The sequence below is a fragment of the Nocardia sp. NPDC050412 genome (assembly GCF_044458825.1).
Classification (GTDB): Bacteria; Actinomycetota; Actinomycetes; order Mycobacteriales; family Mycobacteriaceae; genus Nocardia.
The window spans coordinates 71957-95556 of the sequence record NZ_JBITIJ010000016.1; the positions used below are offsets into that span (position 1 = coordinate 71957).

The 23600-nt window shown below is 63.0% G+C and carries 27 protein-coding genes; 20 read left to right on the forward strand and 7 right to left on the reverse strand.

The genetic code is table 11. The annotated features are described in order from the left end of the window. The first annotated feature begins 2 nt into the window (after window positions 1-2). Complete coding sequence (locus ACIBI6_RS33715; protein ID WP_364340758.1) at window positions 3-221, forward strand: MbtH family protein; 219 nt, start codon at window positions 3-5, stop codon at window positions 219-221. Window positions 222-278: 57 nt separating this feature from the next. Here the strand turns inward: ACIBI6_RS33715 and ACIBI6_RS33720 are convergent, their stop codons facing one another. Continuing rightward, a complete protein-coding gene (locus ACIBI6_RS33720; RefSeq protein ID WP_396958902.1) occupies window positions 279-1619 on the reverse strand; it encodes a helix-turn-helix domain-containing protein in 1341 nt (446 codons plus the stop codon). Window positions 1620-1881: 262 nt separating this feature from the next. Here ACIBI6_RS33720 and ACIBI6_RS33725 point away from each other — a divergent pair, with 262 nt between their 5' ends. Then, the gene (locus ACIBI6_RS33725; protein WP_396958903.1) at window positions 1882-2070 is read left to right on the forward strand and encodes a hypothetical protein; all 189 of its coding nucleotides are present in this window, start codon (window positions 1882-1884) and stop codon (window positions 2068-2070) included. Between the two features lie 65 nt (window positions 2071-2135). Here the strand turns inward: ACIBI6_RS33725 and ACIBI6_RS33730 are convergent, their stop codons facing one another. Further along, the gene (locus ACIBI6_RS33730) at window positions 2136-2942 is read right to left on the reverse strand and encodes a carboxymuconolactone decarboxylase family protein (RefSeq protein ID WP_396958904.1); all 807 of its coding nucleotides are present in this window, start codon (window positions 2940-2942) and stop codon (window positions 2136-2138) included. A 172-nt stretch (window positions 2943-3114) separates the two neighbouring features. Here ACIBI6_RS33730 and ACIBI6_RS33735 point away from each other — a divergent pair, with 172 nt between their 5' ends. The 15 genes from ACIBI6_RS33735 to ACIBI6_RS33805 all read left to right on the forward strand — a co-directional run bounded on the left by ACIBI6_RS33735 (window position 3115) and on the right by ACIBI6_RS33805 (window position 17890). Beyond that, window positions 3115-3771: an FAD-dependent oxidoreductase gene (locus tag ACIBI6_RS33735; RefSeq protein WP_396958905.1), complete on the forward strand. Its 657-nt coding sequence runs from the start codon at window positions 3115-3117 to the stop codon at window positions 3769-3771. Window positions 3772-3978: 207 nt separating this feature from the next. After that, window positions 3979-4872: an NAD-dependent epimerase/dehydratase family protein gene (locus tag ACIBI6_RS33740; RefSeq protein ID WP_396958906.1), complete on the forward strand. Its 894-nt coding sequence runs from the start codon at window positions 3979-3981 to the stop codon at window positions 4870-4872. A 473-nt stretch (window positions 4873-5345) separates the two neighbouring features. After that, complete coding sequence (locus tag ACIBI6_RS33745) at window positions 5346-5570, forward strand: hypothetical protein (protein ID WP_364340770.1); 225 nt, start codon at window positions 5346-5348, stop codon at window positions 5568-5570. Continuing rightward, the gene (locus tag ACIBI6_RS33750; RefSeq protein ID WP_364340772.1) at window positions 5570-5758 is read left to right on the forward strand and encodes a hypothetical protein; all 189 of its coding nucleotides are present in this window, start codon (window positions 5570-5572) and stop codon (window positions 5756-5758) included. Before ACIBI6_RS33745 ends, ACIBI6_RS33750 begins: the two co-directional genes overlap by 1 nt. Next, window positions 5755-6615 (forward strand): ABC transporter permease, encoded by an 861-nt coding sequence (locus ACIBI6_RS33755; RefSeq protein ID WP_364340774.1) that lies wholly within the window; start codon window positions 5755-5757, stop codon window positions 6613-6615. Before ACIBI6_RS33750 ends, ACIBI6_RS33755 begins: the two co-directional genes overlap by 4 nt. Window position 6616: 1 nt before the next feature. Next, the gene (locus tag ACIBI6_RS33760) at window positions 6617-7480 is read left to right on the forward strand and encodes an ABC transporter permease (RefSeq protein WP_364340777.1); all 864 of its coding nucleotides are present in this window, start codon (window positions 6617-6619) and stop codon (window positions 7478-7480) included. A gap of 6 nt (window positions 7481-7486) precedes the next feature. Continuing rightward, window positions 7487-8956, forward strand: a complete 1470-nt coding sequence (locus tag ACIBI6_RS33765) for an MCE family protein (RefSeq protein WP_396958907.1) — start codon at window positions 7487-7489, stop codon at window positions 8954-8956. A 4-nt stretch (window positions 8957-8960) separates the two neighbouring features. After that, window positions 8961-9983: an MCE family protein gene (locus ACIBI6_RS33770; protein WP_396958908.1), complete on the forward strand. Its 1023-nt coding sequence runs from the start codon at window positions 8961-8963 to the stop codon at window positions 9981-9983. Further along, the gene (locus ACIBI6_RS33775; RefSeq protein WP_396958909.1) at window positions 9980-10984 is read left to right on the forward strand and encodes an MCE family protein; all 1005 of its coding nucleotides are present in this window, start codon (window positions 9980-9982) and stop codon (window positions 10982-10984) included. Before ACIBI6_RS33770 ends, ACIBI6_RS33775 begins: the two co-directional genes overlap by 4 nt. Next, entirely contained in the window at window positions 10984-12084 is a 1101-nt protein-coding gene (locus ACIBI6_RS33780) for an MCE family protein (protein ID WP_396958910.1), read from the forward strand. The genes ACIBI6_RS33775 and ACIBI6_RS33780 overlap by 1 nt, the downstream gene beginning before the upstream one ends. Then, on the forward strand, window positions 12081-13160 hold the full coding sequence (locus tag ACIBI6_RS33785) for an MCE family protein (protein ID WP_396958911.1): 1080 nt from the start codon (window positions 12081-12083) through the stop codon (window positions 13158-13160). The genes ACIBI6_RS33780 and ACIBI6_RS33785 overlap by 4 nt, the downstream gene beginning before the upstream one ends. Beyond that, window positions 13157-14335 carry an MCE family protein gene (locus tag ACIBI6_RS33790; protein WP_396958912.1) on the forward strand — a complete coding sequence of 393 codons (1179 nt, stop codon included), beginning with the start codon at window positions 13157-13159 and terminating at the stop codon, window positions 14333-14335. Before ACIBI6_RS33785 ends, ACIBI6_RS33790 begins: the two co-directional genes overlap by 4 nt. Before the next feature lie 12 nt (window positions 14336-14347). Beyond that, window positions 14348-15037: a hypothetical protein gene (locus ACIBI6_RS33795; protein WP_396958913.1), complete on the forward strand. Its 690-nt coding sequence runs from the start codon at window positions 14348-14350 to the stop codon at window positions 15035-15037. Between the two features lie 141 nt (window positions 15038-15178). After that, complete coding sequence (locus ACIBI6_RS33800; protein WP_396958914.1) at window positions 15179-16465, forward strand: TetR/AcrR family transcriptional regulator; 1287 nt, start codon at window positions 15179-15181, stop codon at window positions 16463-16465. A 183-nt stretch (window positions 16466-16648) separates the two neighbouring features. Beyond that, window positions 16649-17890 (forward strand): TetR/AcrR family transcriptional regulator, encoded by a 1242-nt coding sequence (locus ACIBI6_RS33805; protein WP_396958915.1) that lies wholly within the window; start codon window positions 16649-16651, stop codon window positions 17888-17890. Between the two features lie 200 nt (window positions 17891-18090). Here the strand turns inward: ACIBI6_RS33805 and ACIBI6_RS33810 are convergent, their stop codons facing one another. From ACIBI6_RS33810 to ACIBI6_RS33825, 4 genes are read right to left on the reverse strand one after another with little or no spacing between them, the layout of a single operon-like run. Then, complete coding sequence (locus tag ACIBI6_RS33810) at window positions 18091-18393, reverse strand: hypothetical protein (RefSeq protein ID WP_364340796.1); 303 nt, start codon at window positions 18391-18393, stop codon at window positions 18091-18093. 11 nt (window positions 18394-18404) lie between these two features. After that, on the reverse strand, window positions 18405-18878 hold the full coding sequence (locus tag ACIBI6_RS33815; RefSeq protein ID WP_396958916.1) for a hypothetical protein: 474 nt from the start codon (window positions 18876-18878) through the stop codon (window positions 18405-18407). Continuing rightward, entirely contained in the window at window positions 18854-19153 is a 300-nt protein-coding gene (locus tag ACIBI6_RS33820) for a hypothetical protein (protein ID WP_396958917.1), read from the reverse strand. The genes ACIBI6_RS33815 and ACIBI6_RS33820 overlap by 25 nt, the downstream gene beginning before the upstream one ends. Further along, complete coding sequence (locus tag ACIBI6_RS33825) at window positions 19150-19461, reverse strand: hypothetical protein (RefSeq protein WP_364340802.1); 312 nt, start codon at window positions 19459-19461, stop codon at window positions 19150-19152. The genes ACIBI6_RS33820 and ACIBI6_RS33825 overlap by 4 nt, the downstream gene beginning before the upstream one ends. Window positions 19462-19917: 456 nt before the next feature. Between ACIBI6_RS33825 and ACIBI6_RS33830 the strand changes: the two genes are divergently transcribed. The 3 genes from ACIBI6_RS33830 to ACIBI6_RS33840 are packed head-to-tail and all read left to right on the forward strand — an operon-like array spanning window position 19918 to window position 21579. After that, entirely contained in the window at window positions 19918-20247 is a 330-nt protein-coding gene (locus ACIBI6_RS33830; RefSeq protein ID WP_364340804.1) for a hypothetical protein, read from the forward strand. After that, window positions 20225-20746 (forward strand): DUF6879 family protein, encoded by a 522-nt coding sequence (locus ACIBI6_RS33835; protein WP_364340806.1) that lies wholly within the window; start codon window positions 20225-20227, stop codon window positions 20744-20746. Before ACIBI6_RS33830 ends, ACIBI6_RS33835 begins: the two co-directional genes overlap by 23 nt. Next, the gene (locus tag ACIBI6_RS33840) at window positions 20743-21579 is read left to right on the forward strand and encodes a helix-turn-helix transcriptional regulator (protein ID WP_364340808.1); all 837 of its coding nucleotides are present in this window, start codon (window positions 20743-20745) and stop codon (window positions 21577-21579) included. The genes ACIBI6_RS33835 and ACIBI6_RS33840 overlap by 4 nt, the downstream gene beginning before the upstream one ends. Window positions 21580-21641: 62 nt before the next feature. Here ACIBI6_RS33840 and ACIBI6_RS33845 read toward each other — a convergent pair whose 3' ends face one another. Then, window positions 21642-23567: an acetoacetate--CoA ligase gene (locus ACIBI6_RS33845; protein WP_396958921.1), complete on the reverse strand. Its 1926-nt coding sequence runs from the start codon at window positions 23565-23567 to the stop codon at window positions 21642-21644. Between the last annotated feature and the right edge of the window lie 33 nt (window positions 23568-23600).

The following is a 23600-nucleotide window of genomic DNA, read 5'->3' on the forward strand; positions in this document are numbered from 1 at the left end:
CAATGACCAACCCCTTCGACGACGATGACGCCCAGTTCTACGTCCTGATCAATGCCGAGGGCCAGCACTCCCTGTGGCCGATCTTCGCCGCCGTCCCCGGCGGCTGGACGGTCGCCTACGGCGCGGCCGCGCGCCGGTCCTGCCTGCAATACGTCGAATCCCACTGGCTGGATATGCGTCCGAATTCGCTGATTACCGCGATGCAACCCGATGCCAACTGAATAGGTAGGGCGCGCCGGTTCGTACATCCCCCCTGCCGACCGGTGCGCCCTGCCCCCTCATGCCCGGGTGCGTGCAGTATCGACGACCATCCGGGCCTGCTCGCGCCAATCAGCGACGGCACGACCTCGGAAACCTGACAGCGCGGTATCGAATTGTTTGGCGCGCTTGGTGACAGTGAGGCCGACGTAGGTGTGGCCATTGGTGATCGCGCAGGTCGCCACCGCGCACGCCTCGTCCACCTCGCCCGAGGCGAGCAGGGCGGTGGCGTGTTCGAAGCGGACCAGCGCGGGTTCCATGGTCTCGCTGGGGTCGTAGAGTCCGATAGCTCGCTCGGATGCCAGGGCGGTCTGCTCGGCGCGGCCCAAGCGGGAGTAGCCGATGGCCTGATAGAAAGCGAGCTTCTCCGGGCGGAAGGAAAAGATGCCGATCGAGAGTTGTTCCGCGGGCATATTTTCCAGCGCCTGCTCCGATCTGGAGATGCAGCTGACGAAGCCGTCGAAATTGCCGAGGCTGGCGTGCGCGCGGGCCGCCATTCCCCACAGCCAGGCCGCCGCCGGACCGTGGCCCGGATTTTCTTCGAGACGCGGGCCGAGTAGGTTCAAAACTTCCTTTGGATTATCGCTATAGGTCGGTAAATACGCCAATCCTGCCAGTGCGATGTCCTCGGAATAGCGATCTCCGATGTCCTGGGCGGCATGAATTGCGGTGGTGTACCACAATCGGGCCTGACCGAAATGTCCCTCATTGAACAGAATTTCACCGACCACATTCGCCAGGCGCCCGGCGGTACGGACCAGTCGGATTTGATGATGGGTCGCCTGTCGCTCCGCGAGACAGCCGCGGACCGCCCGGAATTGGTCGAGCGTGCTATGCAGCAACTCGTGCGGCGGGACCTGCACCACGCGGGCGCCGAGCGCCTCGACGGATTGCTCGAGCAGGCCGAGCCGCCGTTCGCTCATCGAACCCGCATCCAGGGTGGCGAGCATCTTCTCCGGTTCGCTCGCGACCATCTCAGCCGCCTGACCGGCCACGCCAGCGCCGATGCAGGCCAATAACAATCGCCTTCTCACGTCGTCATCCTCGACTTCCTTGTCGAGCCCGATGTCCCTACCGAGCTGTATCCGATCGAGCGCCACGCTCGTATCTTCGGTATCGCGGGCCGCCGTCGGGCCCGCGATCGCGCGCTCGAATCGCGCGACGACAACCGAATCGGCCTCCGATAGCACTCGATCGAGCAAACGCCTGCTTGCGGCATGCATCCGGGTTGTCCGGCCGTTCTCCCACAAGATCACGGTGCGCGGGGTGACGCCCACCAGGCGCGCGAACTCATAGCGACTTCGCTTCATCGCCACGCGAAGAGCGAGTACGTCTTCGCCGGTCCAGTCGACCTCAACCATAGGTCCCGCTCCCTTGTACCAGGCTGATTCAATCGAAAATTACTCGCATTTATCGCATTCGGCTCTGTTATCCACCGAATCGCAACGTGCACGCTGAAGCGGTACCCGGCACCGGTTTTGTGCCCCAAACCCTTTCGGGGGTGCCGGCTCTGACGGAGCCCGACGCACGGTCCCGACGCTGTCGGCGATCCACAGCGTTGACGGCGGGTTCCGGTGGGGCCGCCGGTGCTGGGTGCACTTATCTCTTCGGTGGAGGTGAACAATGGACGTTTTGCATTCGGATATACGGGAATTGTGGCTCGTGCAGAGCCGCGACTGCAATCAAGAGCCGGTGGGACTGACCTATGACCGAGCGCGCTTCATTCTGTCCGTGCACGCCGGGCACGGTGCCCACTGCCGACAGTATCTGGCCGCCTCCGCATACTGCTTCCGGTACGCCGCCGATAAGTAGCCACTACCTTGACGAGGGGCTTGGTGCGGCGCTCGGTTACACAGCGCCGCAACGGGTTCGAGTGCTCAGTGCTGCGTCCGCTCGGCGAAAACGTTGCGTGCCACGGTGATTCCGTTGAGGGCGGCCGGGAAACCGGCATAACCCGCCATCTGCGTGATGATTTCGACGACCTCGGTCTCGGTGCCGCCGACATTCAGCAGGCCGTGGATGTGCACGCCCAGTTGCGGCGCCGCGGTGCCGAGTGCGGTGCACATTGCGACAGTGACCATTTCACGGGTCTTCAGGTCCAGGCCGGGACGCGAGTAGATATCGCCGAAGCAGTACTCGATGATGTAGCGCCCCAGATCCGGTGCGATATCGCGCAGGGATGCGATGACCTGTTCGCCCGCGTGCCCGTCGATCTCGGCGAGTTTGGCGCTCCCGCGCTCGAACCGGTCACCCGTCGGTGCCGGCGCCGGGTCGGCCGGTGTGGGGAGATCGGTACGGGCGTCGAACACTTCGCGCGCCGCACCGAGCCCGTTCAGCGCGGCAGGGAACCCCGCATACACGCTGACATGGATCAGCGTCTCCACGATTTCCTCCCGCGTGCACCCCACATTCAGCGCCCCGTCGATGTGGAACCGCAACTGCGGGGCGGCATTTCCCATCGCAGCCAGCGCCGACACCGTCGCCAACTGCCGCTGCCGCAACGTCAGCCCCGGCCGCGACAGTATGTCGCCATACCCGAATTCGACGGTCAGCCGCCCCAGGTCCGGTGCGATATCCGCGAGACTGTCCAGCACCGCGGGCCGCTCCTGCCCACCGACCTGCCGAAGCAGTTCCAGTCCGCGCTCGAAACGATCATTGCTGCTAGAGGCCTGTGTGTTGGTCATGCCCGAACTCTAAAAGTTGGAGTGTGCTCCAACGCAAGCTTTGACCCGTAGCGACTGTGCTGTGCCTCGGGATCGTGACGCACCGCGGTGTGAAGCCCTAGCTCGGCAAGGCTGTCGCACAGCTGGCGACCTGCTCGCACAAGTCGCAACCTAATTCTTCCTGCGCAAACGCGTGGACCTGGCCAATGGCCACGTCGGCTACAACGACGCGCCCTGGGGCCTGACCTCGATCAGCGAGGCCCAATTCTGGCGACGGCCGCTGACCACCTACGGTGACGGTGCGGTCCAGGACGTGCTGTCCGCCATCATCTCCGAATGGGAAGAGCCGGGCACCTTCAACCGCAAGACCGCCAAGCAGTGCACCCCCGAGGAGATCGCCCGCGAAACCTGGGCGCAGATCAAGGCACACGTCAACGACGACGGCGAGATCCAGCTCGCCGACGATATGCTGCACTCCTGGATGATCGACCCGGCCCTCACCGACGCGGGCACGCCCGAAATCGCCTACGACGACGCCATCTTCATCCAGAACCCGGGCTCGTGGTCCGACCGCCCCGACGCCGCTACCGCGATCGACAACCTCTTCCTCGCAGGCGACTGGATCAAGACCGGTATGAATGTCGCCTGTATGGAGGGCGCGAATGAAGGCGGCCGCCTTGCCGCCAACGCCGTCCTGCACGCCTCCGGCTCGTCGGCCGGGCTGGCCACCGTCACACCTCGCTACACCATGCCCCTCTGGGAGCCACTCAAACTAATCGACCGCGAACTCTACAAAGCGGGCCAGCCCAACATGTTCGACCTCATCGACCGTCGCTACCCGATCCGGTAGCCGACCTTCCATCCACAGCGGAACGTTCGTGTGCGTCGGCGCCCACCTTCTCGGCCACGCTCGCGACGCGCCAACCTCGGCCCACCAGAACAACACCCACTGCAGCGGCCGCGAATGATGTGCTGCACCACAGCGCCGTGGTGGGTGCGACCGTGATGATTCGCCGCCGGTGACGGTCGCTGTGGCGCCCTTTCGTAGGCTCGCGCCATGCGCGTACTTGTCACGGGAGCGGCGGGTTACCTCGGCAGAGCTGTCGTTTCGGCCTTGACCGAGGCCGGGCACGAGGCTGTCGGCATGGTGCGCGCGCAGCGACCGGACATCGTGCATGCCAGCGCGATTCGCATTGCCGACTTGCTCGACCCGATCGCACTTCGACGGGCTGTCGACGGCGTGGATGCGGTGTGTCATCTGGCCGGGCTGACCCGGGTGCGGGAGTCGATGACCGACCCCCTCCGGTACTTCGGAGTCAATACCGTCGGGGCCATCACCCTGCTCGATGCCATGGCGGCCGTCGAGGTGCCCCGGCTCGTATTCGCCTCGACCGGCGCGATCTACGGCGATGTGAGCGGCCGACCGATCACCGAGGATCTGTCCGATAGCCCGCCGCACCCCTACGCAAGCAGCAAGCTGGCGGCCGAATCAGCCGTCGAAGCGCACCATGGCGCCACTGTCGTTCTTCGGCTGACGAATGTGGCGGGCGGTCGCGATCCGGACCCCACCCGACTCATCCCGAGGGTGCTCGGCGCTGCGGCGCGGAATGAACCGTTGGAGGTCAACGGTGACGGCACGACGGTCCGCGACTATGTGCACGTGGCCGATGCCGCGAATGCGTTCGTGGCCGGGCTCGAACACCTGCCACCGCCGGGCGCGACCGAGCGATATGTCATCGGTAGCGGTCGGGGCACGAGCGTCCGCCAGGTGGTTGCCGCTGTCGAAAATGTATCGGGACGACGTGTGGCGCTCACTCATCGCCCCGCGGTGCCGGAGCCGAGTTCGCTGGTCGCTGATCCAGCCAAGGCGCTGCACCAATTAGGTTGGGTACCAAAGCATTCCGATATCGCGGCGATCGTCGACCAGATGTGGCACGCCTACTCCGGCTAAGTCTTGTCTCGAAGTGGCGGGCGTCCGTCGAGCCGAGGCGAATGGTGGTACTGCTCGACTGTCCGCAACCGTGTTTCGACTCGGCTCGACGTCTCGGAGCACGTTCTTGCGGATGTGGCGCAGATCGGCCATCGGTTCGTTGGTGTCGCTGTGGTGGGTGGCCTGGATTGCCGCATTGCTCGTCATCGAGCGCTCCTGCCATCAAACCGGCCCATAGCAGACTGGCCATCGGTTATGTTACTGAAGATTCTCAACGATACGAGCAAAGTATAGCTGGTTGTACTGGGTTCTCTCTTGAGATTCATCGAACTAAGTGTTCTCAAGTTCTTCCGTATCCGAAGGAATTGTGCGTAACATACGCACTCATACCCGACCGATCGCAGCGTGATCGGCCGCACTCGCACCGCAGCGATGCCTCGCCCGGCGCGTGTCCGGCTGTGCCGCTCAGGCGGCGGGGGAAAGGACATAGGCGCATGCTCAAGAAGCTGGATCGAATATTCAGCTACGAGATGAAGGTCTCCGAATTCCTCGGCACCATCATCATTCTCGCCATTCCATACGGGCTCGTCGGACTCATCTGGACGCTGACCCACACCAGCCATTTGCACCGCATGCAAGGCATCGACGTGGTCATATCCTTCCTCGGCTCGATCGTGTGCTGGCCGGTGCTCACCTTCTCGAATGTGTGCATGACCTGATGATGATCTTGGTCTGGCTCATCGACATCTTGGTGATCGGCGTCAAGATCCTCGGGGGGCGCATGAAGGTCAATCCGGTGCTGCGGATCGGGCTCTGGCTCGCAGTGCTCAGCACCGCCGTCGCCGGTATCGCCGTGGTCGGGTATCTCCTCGTCCTGCTGCAGCATCAACTCAGCGAGTCGGCATGAGCACCCGGGCCACTGAAAGTTCCACTGAGCCAACAGATCTAGAGCGGGCCGTGGAGGACCTGAAGGGACTGTGGCAACGGCATCCACAGCGCTCGTTGGAAACCTTGGGTCGCCAGGTTCGGCTCATGCGCGATGCTTTCGTCGAGATGCTGCGCGCGATGTTTGTGCGCCGCTTCCCATTCCACGAGTTCATCAAGCAGTGCGCTTTCATGGCAAGCGTTTCCGCGGCGCCGACGGTATTCGTCGCGATTCCGGTGGCGGTTGTCGTCTCGATCCAGGTCGGTGCGCTGGTGAATCAGGTTGGCGCGACGAGCTTTATCGGCGCGGTCAGTGGTTTGGGCATCATCCGCCAGGGTGCGCCACTTGTCACTTCGCTGATGATCGCGGGTGCGGTCGGTTCGGCCATCTGCGCCGATCTCGGCTCTCGCACCATTCGCGAGGAGATCGACGCGATGATGGTGATGGGTGTCGATCCGGTGCGCCGACTGGTCGCGCCGCGACTGCTGGCCGCGATTCTGGTCAGCATCCTGCTGTGCGGATTCGTGGTCTTCGTCGGCTTCGCCACCGGCTATATGTTCAACGTGTACGCCCAGGGCGGTACGGCGGGTTCGTTCATCAGTACCTTCGCCTCCTTCGCGGTGGCGAACGACCTGGTAATCGCCCTGGTCAAGGCCGCCATCTTCGGTGCGCTCACCGCGATCATCGCCTGCGATATCGGACTGCACACCAAGGGTGGTCCGGGTGGGGTCGCCAACTCTGTGAACGCGGCGGTGGTCAATTCGGCGCTGATGCTGTTCGCGACGAACATCATCATCACCCAGATCTACAACACGCTCTTCCCGGCGAAGGTGATCTGAGATGGGCACCCGATACACCCCGCCCGCGCTGCAGCCGTTTCGCGCGGTGGGAGCGGTGGCCGGCGTGCCGCTGCAGGCCAACCGGAGACTCGGCCACCAGGCGATCACCTTCGGCCAGGCGGTGGCGGCAATTCCGTTCGTGCTCAGGCACTATCGCAAGGAAGTGCTGCGGCTGACCGCCGATGTGGGCTGGGGCAATGGTTCGCTCATTGTCGGCGGCGGCACGGTCGGTGTGGTCATCATCCTGTGCGGATTCGGCGGGATCACTGTCGGCATGGAGTCCTACACCGCGCTGAATCTGCTGACTATGAATCCGCTGACCGGCGCGATCTCCGGTTTCGCGACGACGCGCGAAATCGGCCCGATCCTTGCGACGTTGGCCTTCGCCATCCAGGCGGGCTGCCGATTCACCGCGCAGCTGGGGGCGATGCGGATAGCAGAGGAGATCGACGCGCTGGAATCCATTGCCATCCGGCCACTTCCATATCTGGTCACCACGCGGATGATTGCCGCAACGCTGACCATCGTCCCGCTCTACAGCGTCGGCCTCGCCGTCGCGTACCTGATGACGAAGCTGGCCGTGCTATTCCTCGGCGGCACCTCCGCTGGCACCTACGACCACTACTTCTTCCAGTTCCTCAACGGTATCGATGTCTTGTTCTCGATCGTCAAAGTCGTGGTTTTCGTACTCATTTCGACTTTCATCCAGTGCTACTACGGCTATATCGCCACCGGTGGTCCGGAAGGCGTCGGCCACGCGGCCGGCCGCGCGATCAAGATGGTGATCGTCGTCATGGTGTTCGTGAATCTGTTTCTGACCCTTGCGATCTGGGGTATCGACCCCGGATTCCGGATTTCGGGGTAGGTGGCGATGCTGCTCGATCCAAGTGGACGTGGACCCACCGCACGTCAACTCACGCTCGCCGGAATCGCCATGACCATGGCGGCCGCATTACTGCTGTACCTGCTCGGACTGCGCTATACCGGCTATTTTCAGGACAAGGTCTCGGTCGTCGCCGTGCTCACCAGCACCGGCGATGGGCTGCCGACTCATGCCGATGTGAAGTTCCGCGGCATGGTCGTCGGTACGGTTGCCGGGGTCGATGTAGTCGCCAAGGGTAAACGTCAGGATGCCGCACTAGATCTGAAACCGGCTGTGGCTGGCCTGATTCCGGCGAATGTCACGGCGCGGGTGATCCCCGACAATATCTTCGGCGTCACCGCCATCGAACTCGTCGACAACGGGCACGCCACCGAAACCCTGCGCGCGGGCGCCCGAATTCCCGAGGACACCAGCGAAGGCACTACGCAGTTGCAGACCACGCTCAGTGTGCTGCGCGATGTGCTCGACCATATTCAGCCGGAGAAGCTGGGCCGCGTGCTCGCAACACTCGCCGATGCCCTCGATCCCGCCGCACGGGTGCCGGGTTCCACCATCGAACGCCTCGATACCTGGCTCACCCAGGTGCACGCGATTCCCGGTATCGGCGATCTGCTCGGCAACCTCGGCCGGGCCGTGACGGCGCTGAGCGTTTCGGCGCCAGAGCTGGTCGGTGTGCTGTCGGATTCGGTGACCACCGCACGCACGCTCACCGAGCGGCGCGACAATCTGGTCGCACTGCTGACCAATGCCAGCGGCGCGGTCGACTCGGTCAATTCACTATTCGCGCGGAATCCGGACGCCGGGAAGGACTTGGTCGTCGGGTTGGACGGCCTGTTCGGCGGTCTGGCCAGGGATCCGCAGGCCATCCCGGATACCGCCGCCAACTTCAATGCCGCGCTGCAGCGAGTGCGCACGACCTTCGGATTCGGACCGAGCCGACAGATGGTGTGGAAGATGGATGTCAGCTTCACTCCGTTCCAGCAGTACACGGCCAAGGACTGTCCGCATTACGGCACAATGGCCGGTCCGCGGTGCGGGGGCGGTACGGTGCCGGATGTCGCACCACCGCAGGAGTTTCCGCCGCAGCTGATGCCGCAGCGGTTGGCAGCCGCGGGGCCAGCGCCAGCGCCTGCGGCTCCGGCGCAGGGGTTACCGAGCGTTCCGGGACTGCCGAGCGTTCCGGGGCTGCCGAGCGTTCCGGGACTGCCGAGCGTTCCGGGACTGCCGAGCGTTCCGGGACTGCCGAGCGTTCCGGGGCTGCCGAGCGTTCCGGGCATCACCGCGCCAGCCGCTGCGACGGATCAATCTACCCAGCCGCATTCGGATCTGCGCGGACTCGATGCCGCCGCCGCGATCGTCGGCGGTCGGCCGACCACGGCGCAGTACCTGCTTTTGGCTCCGGTACTGGCCGGTGGTTCGGTGACCGTCTACGACACCGCACCGAACGAAGGGCGGTGAGTACATGAAGTCAGGGAAGGCACTGGTCGGATTCAGTCTGTTCGCCGTGGTCGCGGTGCTGTTGACCTACACGATCTGGTCGACGCTGCAACGTTCGGTAACCGGCGATACCGATTCGTACTCGGCCACCTTCACCGATGTGCTGGGCCTTCGTATCGGCGATGACATCCGGATGGCGGGCGTAAGGGTCGGGCGCGTCGACGCCATAGATTTCGACGGCGACTACAAGGCGCGCGTGGACTTCCGAATCCAGCACAATCAGCGACTGACCACGACGACGAAAGCCCTTGTGCGCTACCATAATCTGATCGGCCAGCGCTATATCGCCCTGGTTCCCGGCAAGGACGAGGGCGCGTGGCTGACTGCCGGATCCGCGATTCCCTTGGAGCGCACCGAACCGTCGTTCGATGTGTCATCGCTGCTGTCGGGTTTCGAACCACTGTTCAGTGTGCTGCAACCGGATCAGGTCAATTCGCTGTCGGAGACCCTGATCCAGGCCTTGCAAGGCAACAATGTCTCGCTGAGTGCCCTGATCACCCAAGCCGCCGAACTCGCCGGCACCTTCGGTCAGCGCGACAGGATTCTCGGCGATGTCATCGGCAATCTCAGCAGTGTGATCGCGGGCCTGGCTCATCGCAGCGGCGAATTGGAAACCCTTATCACGCAGGCGCGTTCGCTGGTGGAATCGCTCTACGCACAGGGTGAATCGCTGAAGTCGTCGGTCGATACGGTGGCGAGATCCACCGATTCGCTGGCGGCTCTGATCAATCAGGTGAAACCGAATCTGGCTCGGGCGCAGAACGATGCGACCAGCGGTGTCGCGCTGCTGATCCTCAACGGCGCGTCCTTGGATCAGGCGGCGGTCGAGCTGCCGACCGTCCTCAATGGTCTCGCCCGATTCACCAGTTACGGCGCGTATGCCAATGCCTATATCTGCTCGTTGGACGTCTCGCTATGGGGCGTGCTGCTGCCACCCGGGCTGTTCTCACAGGTGGGCGGCAATTCTCATTCGGAGGTCTGCCGATGACGGCATTGATGCGCCCGGTGCGCAATCGCCTGTTGTGGCTGGGACTGCTCGCGGCCGGCTCGGTCGTTGTGCTGCTGGTCGGCTCGAGTGCGTTATCGCAGGCGCATTTGGGCGAAAAGACAATTCACGCGGAATTCGCGCAGGCAGCGGGTCTGCGATCGGGAGCATCGGTGGATGTCTCCGGCATCGAGGTCGGCTCCGTTGGTGCCGTACGACTCGACGGTGCGAAGGTCGTCGTGGATCTGAAGGTGCGCAAGGATCTTCGACTCGGCCCGGATGCCTCGGCCGCCATCAAGATGACGACAATTCTCGGCAAGCTGCACATCGAGTTGCTGCCCGGAAATGGAAAAGGACTGCCGGACAATCGAATTCCGCTGAAGCAGACTTCGGTGCCCTACAACCTCGGCAAGGTCATCCGGGATCCGAACTACAAATCGTCCTTCGAGCGCATCGAACGCTTGGATCCGGCGAAGCTGCGGCAGTCACTGGATGTGCTCAGCCAGCAGATGGGTGACTCCCCACAGCTCACCGTCGAGGCGCTGAACAGCATCGGCGCGCTGGCCAAGGTGATCAATGATCGCCGCGACGAGGTGGACACCCTGCTGAAGAGCATGGATCAAGTGGCCCAGCTGGCCTCCGACAACCGCAATAGCGTGCTGCTGCTGCTCACCCGAGGCGAGGCCATCGGCAATGCTGTCGCACTGCGGCAGAATCTGCTCGAGCAATTGCTCGACAATGTCGCGAGCCTGTCGCGGCTGCTGCAGGAGATGGGCCTGGAGAACCAGGATCAACTCGGTCCGCTCATCCACAATCTGAACACCATGTCCGAGGGGCTGGAAAAGAACCGGGACAACCTCGATTCGCTCTACGAGATCATGCCGGTCGCATTGCGGCAGTTCAACAATGCCCTCGGCAATGGCCCCTACGGCGATGTGTGGGCGCCATGGGTATTCCCGGACAACTGGCTCTGCTTCGCCCAAGCTGTACAGGGGTGCAATTGATGAAGATGGGTACTTTGCTGAAATCGGCGGTGCTCGGCCTGGCAGTGATGGTGGCGACCGGTTGTTCGCTGCTGCCCGACAGCCTCACCGCACTGCCCGATCAGTACCTCGGCGAACACCTGCAGATCAGTGCCGATTTCGAGAATGTCGCCGGCCTGTACCCGGGCAATGACGTTGCGGTGCTCGGTGTTCCGGTCGGCCGGGTCGATACCGTGATCCCCAAGGGTAGCTATGTCGAAGTCACCATGTCCATCGATAAGGGCGTGCGCATTCCGGCCGACGCCATGGCGGCGCTGATCTCACCGCAGCTGATCACCAATCGGCATGTGGAACTCGCCCCAGCCTATGAAGGCAATGGTCCGGTGCTGACCGACGGCCAGCACATTCCGCTCGCCCGGACCCGCACCCCGGTCGAACTCGACCGCATCCTGGAAACCTTCGATCAACTCGGCGCGGCCTTGAAGGGCGACAACGAAACCGGACCGATGGCCAGCCGGGTGCTGTTCCCGCTGCTCAATGGCAATGGCGACAAGCTGCGCGAAACGTTGGACGATCTGTCGTCGGCATTCGAGGTCACCCTCGCCAATGGCGACCAGATCTCCAATACCATCGTCAAACTCAATGAGATCACCGAGATAATTGCCCAGAACGACCAGACGGTGCGGGATTTCAGCGGTCGGCTCACCGAACTCGTGCAACTTATGGGGAAGCAGGCGCCGGGTTTGCAGGCGGTGATCACTCAGCTCAACGACTTCGTCACCAATACCTCGACCGTGGTCGGCCAGAACCGCGAACAACTGCTCGGTGCGCTCACCCGATTCACGACATTGACCGCCCAGATGCGGGCCAATGCCCGCGGGCTCACCGAAATCACCGATGTGACGCCGCTGTTCTTCCAGAACTTCTCGAACGCCGTGAGCCGTGAGAACGGGGCGCTGCGCCTGCACGGTCTGCTGGACAAGGCGGTGCTGGACGGTGAAGCGCTTTCGTTGTTCTGTGAGCGCATCCAGCTACGCCTCGACGGCTGCCGCACCGGGAAGATCCAGGACTTCGGCCCTGACTTCGGGTTGACCGCCGCGCTGCTCGGTATCACCAAATGAGGCCGGCACGTGCGGTTTTCGCCGCGACGATTGTTGTTCTCGCCGCTGCGGGATGTGCCGTGACGGTCGATAATGTGCCGCTGCCCAAGCCGGGGATCGGTGGGCCGGGTTATGAGCTGCACGCCGTCTTCGAGGACGCACTCAACCTGCCCGCGAATGCACACGTGAAGATCGGCGGCACCGAAATCGGCATGGTCGCCAAGATCAGCACCACGAACTTTCTCGCCGATGTGGAATTGCGGATCCGGCAGGATATTCAGTTGCCCCGCGGCACCACCGCCGAACTGCGCCAGGCCACCCCGCTCGGTGACATGTTCGTCGCCATGACCCTGCCCGCCGAGCAGGAAAGCGCCGAGATGCTGCGTCCCGGCGACACCATCGCACCCGACCACACCGGCACCGGTGCGTCGGTCGAACAGTTGATGATGTCGATCTCCATGCTGCTCAATGGCGGTGGACTCAATCAGGTTGCTCGGATAGCCACCGAGATGAATTCGATGTTCGCTGGTCGGGCACCGCAGCTCGCACATCTGATCACCGAAATGACCGATGTACTCGCGGCACTCAACGCACGCACCGCCGATGTCGACAGCGTGCTGTCCGGGCTGAATGTGCTCACCGGCGAATTAGCCAGGCGCAAGGTGGAATTGGGTGCCGCTGCGGATACCTTTCCGCCGCTGATCGGATTGGTCGCCGAAAACAACAGAAGTATCGCCGAACTCGTCGCCAAGGTCTCGGTCACCATGTCCGCGCTCGGTGATTTCACCGACACCACCGGCCCGGAGTTCCTGAGCCTGTTCGACAGCATCCAGCGGCTGATGTCCGGCTTCACCCAGATGGGCGACAATCTGGCGGGCACGCTCGACGGTCTGCACGCCATCTATCCCGATGTCATGGCCAGCTACGACGGACCGGTGCTTGCGGTCGCCGCCACGGTCTCCTATCTCGATATCGGTGCCATCACCGACCCGAAGGGCAGCCGCTGGCCGGAAATCGGCGATGTACCGGCGTTTGTCGGCAGTCTGGCCGAGGTGATCCAGAAGGTCATCGGTCGGTTGCAGGGCGGTGCACGATGAATATTCCACTGTGGCACCGGCTGGTTCGGCATCGGATCGCGGTGGCCAATATCGGGCTGATCGTCGTGCTGATTCTCGGCATGTCCTATCTCGGTGCGGCCGTACTGCGGATCAACCCGCTGCCGAGCACCTACCGGGTCCGGGTCGAGCTGAAGGGTTCCGGTGGACTCGCGGCGAACAATGACGTCACTTTCCGAGGCAGTCGGGTCGGCAAGGTAGTCGACGTTCGGGTATCCGGTGACGGTGTGGCCGCCATCGCCGAAATCAACGACACCGCACGGATTCCGGTGGGCGGCACCGTCGCTGTCGGCAGACTCTCGGCGGCCGGCGAGCAGTACCTCGACTTCCGACCCGACTCCGATAGCGGTCCGTATCTGTCCGACGGTTCGATCGTCGACCGGTCGGCGACGAGCACACCGGTGACGGTGCAAGCGGTGCTCACGAATATGAGTGGGCTGATCGGCGGAATGAATCCGACGCGACTCAATGTGATCATCGATGAACTCGACAAGGCGCTGGCCGGTGGTCCGGATCGGTTGCGCAATATGGTCGCCGGAATCAGCCGGGCAATGTCGGGCCTGACCGATCTGCTGCCGCAGACCCAGCGGCTGATCCAGAACCTTCAGGTGATCGCCGAAACCACCACCCACGCCCAACCGGATCTGACCACGCTCACCACCGGCTCGAGCGCACTGTTCCAGCAGCTGACCGTGGCCGATCAGGAAGTGCGCGAATTCCTCGAACTCGGGCCGGACCAATTGGCCACCCTCGGCGGCATCGTGCACGACACGCAGGACCCGATGACCAATCTGATCACCAACTTCGTCGCCATCACCAAGGCGGCCAAGCTGCGTCAACCGGCCATCGAAGCGCTGTTCCCGGCATTGCGCGAGGGTTCGCAGGCCATCGGAATTCCGGCGCACGACAACGCCTTCAACACAATGGTCGATCCGTGGCCGCGGCCGACCTGTGATTACGACACGATCCCCGTGGTGCCGACCGACAAGACCGTCGATACCAGGGTGCGGCTCTACAACTACTGCGTCACCACCAATCCCGCACTGCAGGTACGCGGTTCGGCGAATGCGCCGCGCCCGAATGTGCCGGACAACGGTTCCGGTCCGCCACCCGGCGTCACCGGCAATGAACTCTCCCGACCCGCACCTGGCAGATAGGAACGAGAAGCTATGAGCGAGCCAACGATCGATACAGCCGATAACGAAATCGAGAATGCGCAGGCCGAGGTGCCGGAGGCTACCGTCTCGCTCGGCAAGGATATCGACGCGGATGCGGCGTCGAATGTTGACGCCACGCCAGATGTGGGTTCGAAAGTGCCTGCAGCCAAACGGTTCGGATTTCTCCGCACGCCCAACAATCGCACCGCGATCGGCTACCGCGCTGCCGCCGCACTACTGCTCGTCGCCGCAGTAGCCTCCACGGTGTTCTACTACCTCCAGAACAAGGACAACAGGGCCATTGTCACCGCCCGCGAGGACGCCCGCCTCGCTGCCTGCCAATACGCCCCTGTACTCGCCGACTACGACGCCAAGAATCTCGACAAATACTTCGCCGCAGTGCTCGACGGCGCCACCGGTGACTGGAAGAAGCAATTCGACAGCACCAGCAAAGAATTGCGTGATGTGCTCACCCAGGGCGAGGTGATCTCGAAGGTCAACGACGTCCAGTGCGCAATCAAATCCGGCGACACGAATTCCGCCGAGGCGATCGTGGTAATCGGCCAAACCATCACCAGCATGGGCACCCAGGGCAAGCCGGCCCCCGGTCAACTGTCCATGGTAATGCGCCTGGAAAAGGTGGACGGGCGCTGGCTGGTCAACAAGGTGAACTCACCCCTTGCCACGCCGCCACGCTCCTAACCCGGGTATGGCGGGAGGCCCGACGCCGAAACCATACCGATCGTTCAGTACCTGGTCGATCCGGCGACTGCGCGCCCCACCTGGGCAAATCAGACCGACCTGGACAGCCGGGGCGGTCGAGGTTGTCGATACCATGGCGGCATGAGTGTCGACAATCGCCGTACGGCGCGCAAGGCGGTCAGCGGCGACTCGGCACCGCGGGAGATTCGGCGTAGGCCGAAGAATCGGCGGGCCCAGATCGCGGCGGCGTCGGCGGCCGCGTTCGGCGCGCTGGGCTATCACGGTGTGAGCATGGAGGACATCGCGTCCGGGCTCGGGATCAGTTCGGCGGCGCTGTATCGGCACTATCCGAGCAAGTACGCGCTGTTCCGGGAGGAGTTACTGCGGGTGGGCCGGGCCATGACGGAGTCGGTCGAGCTGCCGGAGGCGGCGGGCCGGGGGATGGCAGCCGACGGAGTCGGCGGGGTGGGTGAACGCTGGACGTCGGAGCGACGGCTGCGTCAGGTCCTCGACGCCCTGATCGCGGTCACGATCGAGAATCGGCCGACGGTCACCCTGGTGCGGTGGGAGGGTCGCTATCTCGAGCCGGAGGATCTGACGGTCCTCACCGACCAGCAGCTCGCCGTCGTCGGCGCGATCGGTGTGCAATTGGCCGCATTGCGACCGGAGCTCGCCGAGGACGAGCTGCGGGTGCTGCGCGCCGCCCTGCTCAGCGTGATCACCAGCATCGCCGATCACCATGCCAGTCTGCCCGCTAAATCCCTTGCCCGACTGCTGAATTCGGCCTGCTGGTCGATTGTGCCCGCCGAGCTGCCAGCGCTGGAAGCCGATGCCGAACTGCCGGTGGCAGCGGAGATTCCGGATTCGTTCAAACATGAGCTGTTGCTGCGCAAGGCCGTCGAACTTTTCCATGATCGCGGCTACCCGAATGTCAGCGTCGAGGAAATCGCCACTGCCGCAGGACTTTCCGCCGCTTCGGCGGTGTATCGGTTCTATCGCGGCAAGAGTGATCTGCTCGCGGCCGCGTTCCGACGCGCCGCCGACCGGGTTTCCGGTGCGATCGGCCCGGCGGTAGCGGCGGCGGGCGACGCCGAAGAGGCACTGACCACATTGATCGAACAGTACATCGAGGGCTCGTTCTCCGAGCGCGCGTTGACCTTCGTGTATTACACAGAGTTCCAGCATGTTCCGAGCGATGAGCGCACGGTGCTGCGGAATATCCAGCGGCTCAGCGTCGAAGAGTGGGCGCGGCTGCTGCGTGATGTCCGACCGGAGCTTTCACCCGCCGAGGCTCGCTTCCTGATCCACGCCGCCTTCGCGTTGGTGGTCGATTTGGGGCGCAACTTCAGTGCCGAACCGATCGCTTCCCCGGCCCGGGTTCGATTGCTCATGCAGATGGTTCTGTTCGGCCGCCCGGCCCGCTCGTAGTCCGCGCCCCGCGTCAGCTCGATATGCTGCCCGCCGCTTTTGCCGAGTATGTTAGTGAGTATTCTACACATGTTTCGCGGAGTGACACCATGTAAGAGCATATTTTTGTGATCCTCTATTCAATACGATTTCAGCACTGGGAAGAGACGCCGAGCAAGCGTCCGGTTGGGCTAACATCGCGGGATGGATGCCGAGGATCGTCGCGCGCCGGAGGACGCGACCGCAGGCCGCGCCGCGCAATCGCGGGAGGTGCGCCGCCGCCCGCGCAACCGACGGGCGCAGATCGCCGCCGCCTCTGCCGAGGCCTTCGGCGCATTCGGCTACCACGGCGTGAGCATGGAGGATATAGCCTCGCGCCTCGATATCAGCTCTACCGCACTGTATCGGCACTATCCGAGCAAATACGCCCTGTTCCGCGAGGAGGCGCTGCGGCTGGCCGGGCTGAGCACCGAGGCCGTGCGCCTGCCCGAACAACTGCGTGACCGGCCGGCCGCCGAACGCCTCGACCACATCCTCGATGCCCTGATCACGGCCTCCATCGCGAATCGCCGCAGCGCCGCACTGCTGCGCTGGCAGAACCGGTATCTGGAGGATCCCGATCGCCAGACCCTCATCGATCACCTGATCACCACCGATGCAGTGGCCCGCGAACTGCTGGCCGAGACCCGACCCGAACTGCCCGACGGGGATCGGGCGGTGCTCTCGGCCGCCGCGATGAGCGTGATCGGCAGCATCTCCGATCACCATGTCGCAGTGCCGGTGCGCGCGCTGGCGGCACTGCTGCGCTCGGCCTGTCATGCGGTGACCGCCTGTGATCTGCCCACACCCGGCGACGACACCGAATCCCTTGGCGTGAAGGAGGTTCCGTTCACCTTCAAACACGAGCTGTTGTTGGTGCGGGCCATCGAGCTCTTTCATGAGCACGGGTATCCCAATGTGAGCGTGGAGGATATCGCCAATGCCGCGGGCATGCCCGCCTCGTCAGCGGTGTACCGCTTCTACCGCAGCAAGGGCGACCTACTCGCAGCCGCGTTTCGCCGTGCGGCGGACCGGGTTTCGGCGGCCATCGGACCTGCCATCGCCGCATCGGATACCCCGGAACAGGCACTGAGCACTCTGATCGAGCTGTACGTGCAGGGCTCGTTCGCCGAGCGCGAGCTGACCTTCGTGTACTACGCGGAGATCAGCAATGTGCCGCCGGAGGTTCGCACCGTACTGCGAAATATCCAGCGGCTCAACGTAGAAGAGTGGGCCAAGCTGCTCATCGGAGTCCGGCCGGAGCTATCCGCGGCCGAGGCGCGTGTGCTGGTGCACGCCGCACTGGCACTGGTGGTCGACCTCGGGCAGTGGCTCGGACCGGAAAACCCGCTGTGCTCGCAGCAGCGAGTTGCGCACCTCATGCGGGTCATCCTCTTCGGCCGCTAGGTTTGCGACAACGCGTCCACGACCGGGCGTTGCGATCGTCCGCCGGTTCAGTTCTCGGCAGTAGGACGACGGGCTAATACGGGGAGACCGTCATGGAGGTAGGCGATGCGGTTGCTGTCCGTAGCTTTTAAGGCAGCGCTGAACGACAATGCCCCTGATTGCTCGAAAGCAACCGGGGGCTGTGGTCTATGTCGGACTTGTCAGAGTCCGAGAGTCGCGAGCATCCAGTCGGTTGCCGCTTCGCGGTCGTTCCCGGGAATAGCGCGGGTGGCGTAGTGCGGCTTGCTGACCCAACGGCGAGAACCCGGGCCGGTCATCGGTCGCACGACCCAGCGGCCGAACTCTCGGCGAACGCCTTGGTACCCGCCGCCCGCGTCCTGCGGATGTAGCTTCCGCCGACGCGGCAATTCCAGCGACAGCGCACGCACCAAACCGGCTACCCGCTCGCGCGTGCTGACTGGGCCGATGTACTCGGCGTAACGGCGTCCATTCGGCAGATCCATGTCATCCCCTTCTATCCGCATTCGGCCGCTGTGACGACCCGTGAATCGGAGACGGTTTCGATTGGCCCGAATTGTTTGCCCTGGATGGTACCGCTCGCCGACGAGACGATCCGCCAGTATCCGGCCGAACAAGGCGCGCTGGCCGTGTAGGTCTGGCGGGTCCACGGTACAAGGCTGGTTCGGATGTGCTCACCCACGGAATCCCAGCCACCAGACGAATTGCGGCGCTGCAAGCTCAGGTAGTAGTTATGCGTAAGACCAGGATCGCCATCGGCAGGGAGATCGCATTTTGCCCAGCCGTAGCCTTCGATCTTGGGCGGCAAAACCGTCGGTGTGGTCCAAGGGCTGAAGCCGTTGTCACATATGGTCTTCTTCGCCTCTGTGACCCATGGTTGGCTCGGATCGGCGCTCGCGACGTCGCCGGAAATCAGCGTCGCACCGAGCAATGCGGCGATGACGCTTAGTCGAGAAATGTTGTACTGCAAGGACTTTCCCCTATCGCGCCAACTTCTCTATCGATAACGCTGGTCGGCTGGATCGTGATTGCATCGGCTTTGTCTAGGTCGGTGTCCGGGTCCGATATCCAGCCGTCCTCAACCCCGCTCAGCGAGCCGTCCGCAGCCTGGTAGATCGGGTCGCTATCGATCGGAGCAATGGCGAGCTTCTGAATAGTCTCTTCATGGAACTGCGCGAGCAACGCCCGTACCGAAGGAGCTATCTCCCGTGAACGAGACGGAACGAGATCGGACGGCATTTTCACGCCCCCAATGGATTTGGAAGATCCCTTGTACTGAGCAGCACGGCCCAGTAGTCATCGCGCAGGATGTTCCACAGGTCTTCGTGCTCTGGAAGCATCTCCCGGGCATCGGCCAAATCCGGATACCCGTCGAACATGATCGTTCCGGGTTGCGCTCCGTAGAGCGGTGTCTTAGACGGCACTCGGTAAGCGGTGAAATGCTCAGTAGGAAACTGCACACGCAGGACACGCGGCATACGCGCTACCAACTGCCACACCGCGACCTTGTGACCGTCCTCGGTTTGCGCGGTCCGCAACTCAACTCGACGCATCACGCCTCCCTGTTGGTGCGCCCGGTGCCGGGGACTCCGAACCCCGGCACCGGGACGATTCATCAGGGTCGGTCTGGTAACTCCACTGATTGACCGCAACGACGAACAGTTCGATCACTTCGGCGGAAGGCGGTTGCCACCAGCCTTGACGCTCGGGCCGTGGTAGGCCGACGAACGGGTTTCGCTGCGGCAGAACACAATCAGGCTGTGACCGTCGTTTGTTCAACACGGGTGCTCTCCTCCGCTCGGCCGCATCCTTGGTAGGCACCCCGTGACCGGCTGGCGTCACATGTCACGGGGCCGACTCCGACGCTACGAACGACTGACCGGCGGACACCAGAATTGTGCCAATACTTGCCAATGTCTGTGCGATTTGGGTGCATGCTGTCATGGGAGAAGGGAACATGGTCGAATGTGCTGCAAAGAGCAGCACACTTATAGACAGGAGTTGCGGCCATGCGCTTGCGTTACCTCGGCAAGGGTGGATCGAATCATGACGGCTGTCCGACGCTGTTCGCCACCGACGAAGGCTCGTACGTCGTCCTCGGATGGCGGACCGATCAGGCGGAAACTGTGGAGATCCCGCACCTTTTGGTCGGGTTCGCTGAACCTCGCACATACATCGGGGCACCGATGAGGGATACCGGACGCGGCACCTTCACTCTGTCCGGCCGACTGGTCACCGACCAGGAGACGCTGGATCAGATGACCATGGAAGACTACGAAACAGCTATCGAGGTTCCGAAGGCAGAAAGGATCTATTTTGGAATTCCGGCCGACTCGTGAAATTCTGACGGAATCCAGACACGAAGCATTCCATTTGGAGGTCCGGGACTCGTACGGAGTGCCATCGGAAGACGAGCCTTTCCAAAAGTTCTTGACCAATGAGCCATTCGATTATCGGAAATGGTACGAGGGCTGGTCTAATTTCGTTCAGGAACTTGTGACACGCGGGGTATCGTTCAAACGGGTTCGCGTAGTCACTGTTCCGCACAGCGACTACCAGCGCTGGTCGCTCACGATGGCAGCGTTCAACGTGGAAGCTGGCGAGGAGATTCGTTATCTTCCCCGTCATCTTGCCGGGGAAGTGCCAAAAGATGATTGGTGGTTGGTCGACTACCAAACTGTGGCATTCAACCTTTCCGATATGGACGGCCGCGCGGTTGGCGGGTCGGCGGTAACCGACGATCCGGCGATTGTCTCGTACTGTCGGGGTGTCCGGGATCGACTCTGGAATTCGGCGACGCCGTACGACGAGTATGCGCGGGTGATTTCTATCCAGTGACCAGCTCAGTTCAGGAAGCGCGGGAAGCTCTCGGTAAACGTCTACGGGAAATTCGGCGACGCGCCGGAATGTCCGGCCGGGAGCTCGCCCGCCTCGAGGGCTGGCACGAGTCGAAGGTCAGCAAGTACGAGTACGCGCGACTGCATGTGTCAGATATCGTCGTCCGCGCTTACTGCCGTCACTGTGACGCCAGTGATCAGCTCGAAGACCTCCTGGCCACGCTGCATAACATCGACAGTGCATATGGTGAGTGGCGTCAACTGCTCGGTACAGGCATGAAGCGTCGGCAGCAGCAGACGATGAAGGTCGAATCACAAGCTACGTTCATTCGGAACTGGGAGTCAGCCGTAGTGTCGGGCCTACTCCAAACGGCCGATTACGCAACAGCGATCATGAGAAACGTCATAGCGTTCTATCAGATTCCCGACGATTTGGACGAAGCCGTTTCAAAGCGAATGGAGCGGCAACGTGTCCTTTATCAAAAGGGTAAACGATTCCATATACTGATGGCTGAACAGTCGCTATATACCACCTTCGGGAACGATCAGGTGATGATTGGCCAGCTCGACCGTTTATATTCGGTAATCGGTATGCCTCGAGTGACTCTGGGAATTGTTCCAAACACTGCCGAAGGCTTGGTTGTGGTGGATAACTTCTTTATGTTCGACAACCGAATGGTGAAGGTTGAAGGCCATACGGCAGGCATCACCATTACCCAGCCACGGGAGATTTCCCTCTATGGTCGGGCGTTCGATATTCTCGCTAGGCAATCCGCAACGGGTGAAGCGGCGCGGACACTCATTCGGAAGGCTATCGAAACCCGGTCTGGATAGCCCTCTCCCCAGCCGTATCCGGGTCGGATATTCGACAGCGCAGCCACGGTCAGTTTGCCGGTTCAGTTCCGGGCCGGGCGGACGGCGGCGTACCAGTCGAGCAGGTCCGGATTGTCGACCGCGCTGCGTTCAACGACGCGCGTCGGGTCCGCGCCTTGGAAGAGCTTTTTGATGGGGACCTCGAGTTTCTTGCCGGTGCGGGTGTGCGGAATGCCGGGGGCGACGATGATTTCGTCCGGGACGTGGCGGGGGGAGACCTCGGTGCGGATGGTGGTGTTGATGCGGGTTTTCAGGTCTTCGGTGAGGGCGGTGCCCGGGGTGAGGGTGACGAATAGGGGCATCCAGTAGCCGCCGTCGGGTTGTTCGGCGCCGATGACGAGGGCCTCGGTGATTTCGGGGAGGCGCTCGACGGATTGGTAGATATCGGCGCTACCCATGCGGATGCCGTGGCGGTTGAGGGTGGAATCGGAGCGGCCGTGCACCACGATGCTGCCCCGTTCGGTGATGGTGATCCAGTCGCCGTGTCGCCAGATGCCGGGGAACATGTCGAAATACGCGTCGTGGTAACGGATTCCGTCCGGATCGTTCCAGAAGCGTACCGGCATAGACGGCATCGGCTTGGTGATGACGAGTTCGCCGACCTCGTCACGAACCGACTTGCCGTCGGCGTCGAAGGCCTCCAGCGCGACACCCAGGTAGGGCGCGGAAAGCTCGCCCGGCCAGGTCGGTACGGTCCGCGCGCCGCCGATGAAGGCGGAGACCACATCGGTGCCGCCGCTGATCGAGGCAACCTGCACGTGGTCACCGACATTGTCGCTCAACCACATCGCCGATGCGGGTGGCAGTGACGAACCGGTGATGCCGACCTGCCGCAGCGCGGTGAGGTCGTGGTCGGTGCGCGGCACCGAACCCGCCTTGATGCAGGCGAGCACGTAGCCCGGACTGGTGCCGAGTACGGTCGCGCCGACCTGGGATGCGATGTGCCACAGTGCATCCGGGGTCGGATAGGTGGGGCTGCCGTCGTAGCAGACAATGGTCGCACCGACCAGCAGTCCGGCGACCTGGAAGTTCCACATCATCCAGCTCGGGCTGGTGTACCAGAAGAAAGTGTCGTTGGGTCCGATATCCGCTTGCAGCGCAACGGCTTTGAGATGCTCCAGTACGACTCCACCATGCCCGTGCACGATGCCCTTGGGCAGTCCGGTGGTGCCGGAGGAAAACACGATCCACAGCGGATGGTCGAAATCGACCGTCTCGGTTTCGATGACAACGGCCTCGGTATTGGCGGCCGCCTCGGTCCAGGCCAGTGCGTCCGGAACCGGCAGGCCCAGCTGGGAGACGGCGACCGTGGTCTGCACGGTGTCGAGTCCCGCCCGCAAGGCCGCGATATCGTCGCGCTTGTCATGCGTTTTACCGCCGAACCGGTAGCCGTCGGCGGTGATCAGCACGGTTGGTTCGAGCTGGCCGAGCCGGTCCAGCGCCGCCTTGGGCGAATAGTCCTGACCGCAGGCGCTCCACACCGCACCGATGCTCGCGGTGGCCAGAAAGGCGATCACCGCCTCCGGAATATTCGGTAGGTATCCGGCCACCCGATCACCCGGCCGCACGCCGAGCGAGCGCAGTGTGCGCGCGAATGCGGCTGTGCTGTCGATTAATTCGCTCCAGGACACCTCCCGCGCCGGAGCATCCTCGGTCACTGCGATGATGGCGGGCCGATCGGTGCGAAATTGTCGTACGACCTGATCGACATAATTCAGCCGAGTGCCCGGAAACCACTGCGCGCCAGGCATTTCGGTGCTTTCCAGCACCTCGCCCGCGATCGGACCGAGCTCGAAGTAATCCCACAGTGCACCCCAGAAGCCGGGCAGATCGTCGACCGACCACTGCCACAGCGACCGGTAATCCGGCGCGGAATGTCCGGTGCGGGCAGCCACGAACCCGGCGAAGTCGGTGATGCTCGCCTCCGCGATATCAGATTCGGTCGGCATCCATTGTGGTTGCACCGCATTACCTCCTGGCTG

Coding starts and splice junctions, on each gene's coding strand:
- ACIBI6_RS33715 (WP_364340758.1), top strand. CDS start 3: ATGACCAACCCCTTCGACGACGATGACGCCCAGTTCTACGTCCTGATC.
- ACIBI6_RS33720 (WP_396958902.1), bottom strand. CDS start 1,619: ATGGTTGAGGTCGACTGGACCGGCGAAGACGTACTCGCTCTTCGCGTG.
- ACIBI6_RS33725 (WP_396958903.1), top strand. CDS start 1,882: ATGGACGTTTTGCATTCGGATATACGGGAATTGTGGCTCGTGCAGAGC.
- ACIBI6_RS33730 (WP_396958904.1), bottom strand. CDS start 2,942: ATGACCAACACACAGGCCTCTAGCAGCAATGATCGTTTCGAGCGCGGA.
- ACIBI6_RS33740 (WP_396958906.1), top strand. CDS start 3,979: ATGCGCGTACTTGTCACGGGAGCGGCGGGTTACCTCGGCAGAGCTGTC.
- ACIBI6_RS33745 (WP_364340770.1), top strand. CDS start 5,346: ATGCTCAAGAAGCTGGATCGAATATTCAGCTACGAGATGAAGGTCTCC.
- ACIBI6_RS33750 (WP_364340772.1), top strand. CDS start 5,570: ATGATGATCTTGGTCTGGCTCATCGACATCTTGGTGATCGGCGTCAAG.
- ACIBI6_RS33755 (WP_364340774.1), top strand. CDS start 5,755: ATGAGCACCCGGGCCACTGAAAGTTCCACTGAGCCAACAGATCTAGAG.
- ACIBI6_RS33760 (WP_364340777.1), top strand. CDS start 6,617: ATGGGCACCCGATACACCCCGCCCGCGCTGCAGCCGTTTCGCGCGGTG.
- ACIBI6_RS33765 (WP_396958907.1), top strand. CDS start 7,487: ATGCTGCTCGATCCAAGTGGACGTGGACCCACCGCACGTCAACTCACG.
- ACIBI6_RS33770 (WP_396958908.1), top strand. CDS start 8,961: ATGAAGTCAGGGAAGGCACTGGTCGGATTCAGTCTGTTCGCCGTGGTC.
- ACIBI6_RS33775 (WP_396958909.1), top strand. CDS start 9,980: ATGACGGCATTGATGCGCCCGGTGCGCAATCGCCTGTTGTGGCTGGGA.
- ACIBI6_RS33780 (WP_396958910.1), top strand. CDS start 10,984: ATGAAGATGGGTACTTTGCTGAAATCGGCGGTGCTCGGCCTGGCAGTG.
- ACIBI6_RS33785 (WP_396958911.1), top strand. CDS start 12,081: ATGAGGCCGGCACGTGCGGTTTTCGCCGCGACGATTGTTGTTCTCGCC.
- ACIBI6_RS33790 (WP_396958912.1), top strand. CDS start 13,157: ATGAATATTCCACTGTGGCACCGGCTGGTTCGGCATCGGATCGCGGTG.
- ACIBI6_RS33795 (WP_396958913.1), top strand. CDS start 14,348: ATGAGCGAGCCAACGATCGATACAGCCGATAACGAAATCGAGAATGCG.
- ACIBI6_RS33800 (WP_396958914.1), top strand. CDS start 15,179: ATGAGTGTCGACAATCGCCGTACGGCGCGCAAGGCGGTCAGCGGCGAC.
- ACIBI6_RS33805 (WP_396958915.1), top strand. CDS start 16,649: ATGGATGCCGAGGATCGTCGCGCGCCGGAGGACGCGACCGCAGGCCGC.
- ACIBI6_RS33810 (WP_364340796.1), bottom strand. CDS start 18,393: ATGGATCTGCCGAATGGACGCCGTTACGCCGAGTACATCGGCCCAGTC.
- ACIBI6_RS33825 (WP_364340802.1), bottom strand. CDS start 19,461: ATGCGTCGAGTTGAGTTGCGGACCGCGCAAACCGAGGACGGTCACAAG.
- ACIBI6_RS33830 (WP_364340804.1), top strand. CDS start 19,918: ATGCGCTTGCGTTACCTCGGCAAGGGTGGATCGAATCATGACGGCTGT.
- ACIBI6_RS33845 (WP_396958921.1), bottom strand. CDS start 23,567: ATGCCGACCGAATCTGATATCGCGGAGGCGAGCATCACCGACTTCGCC.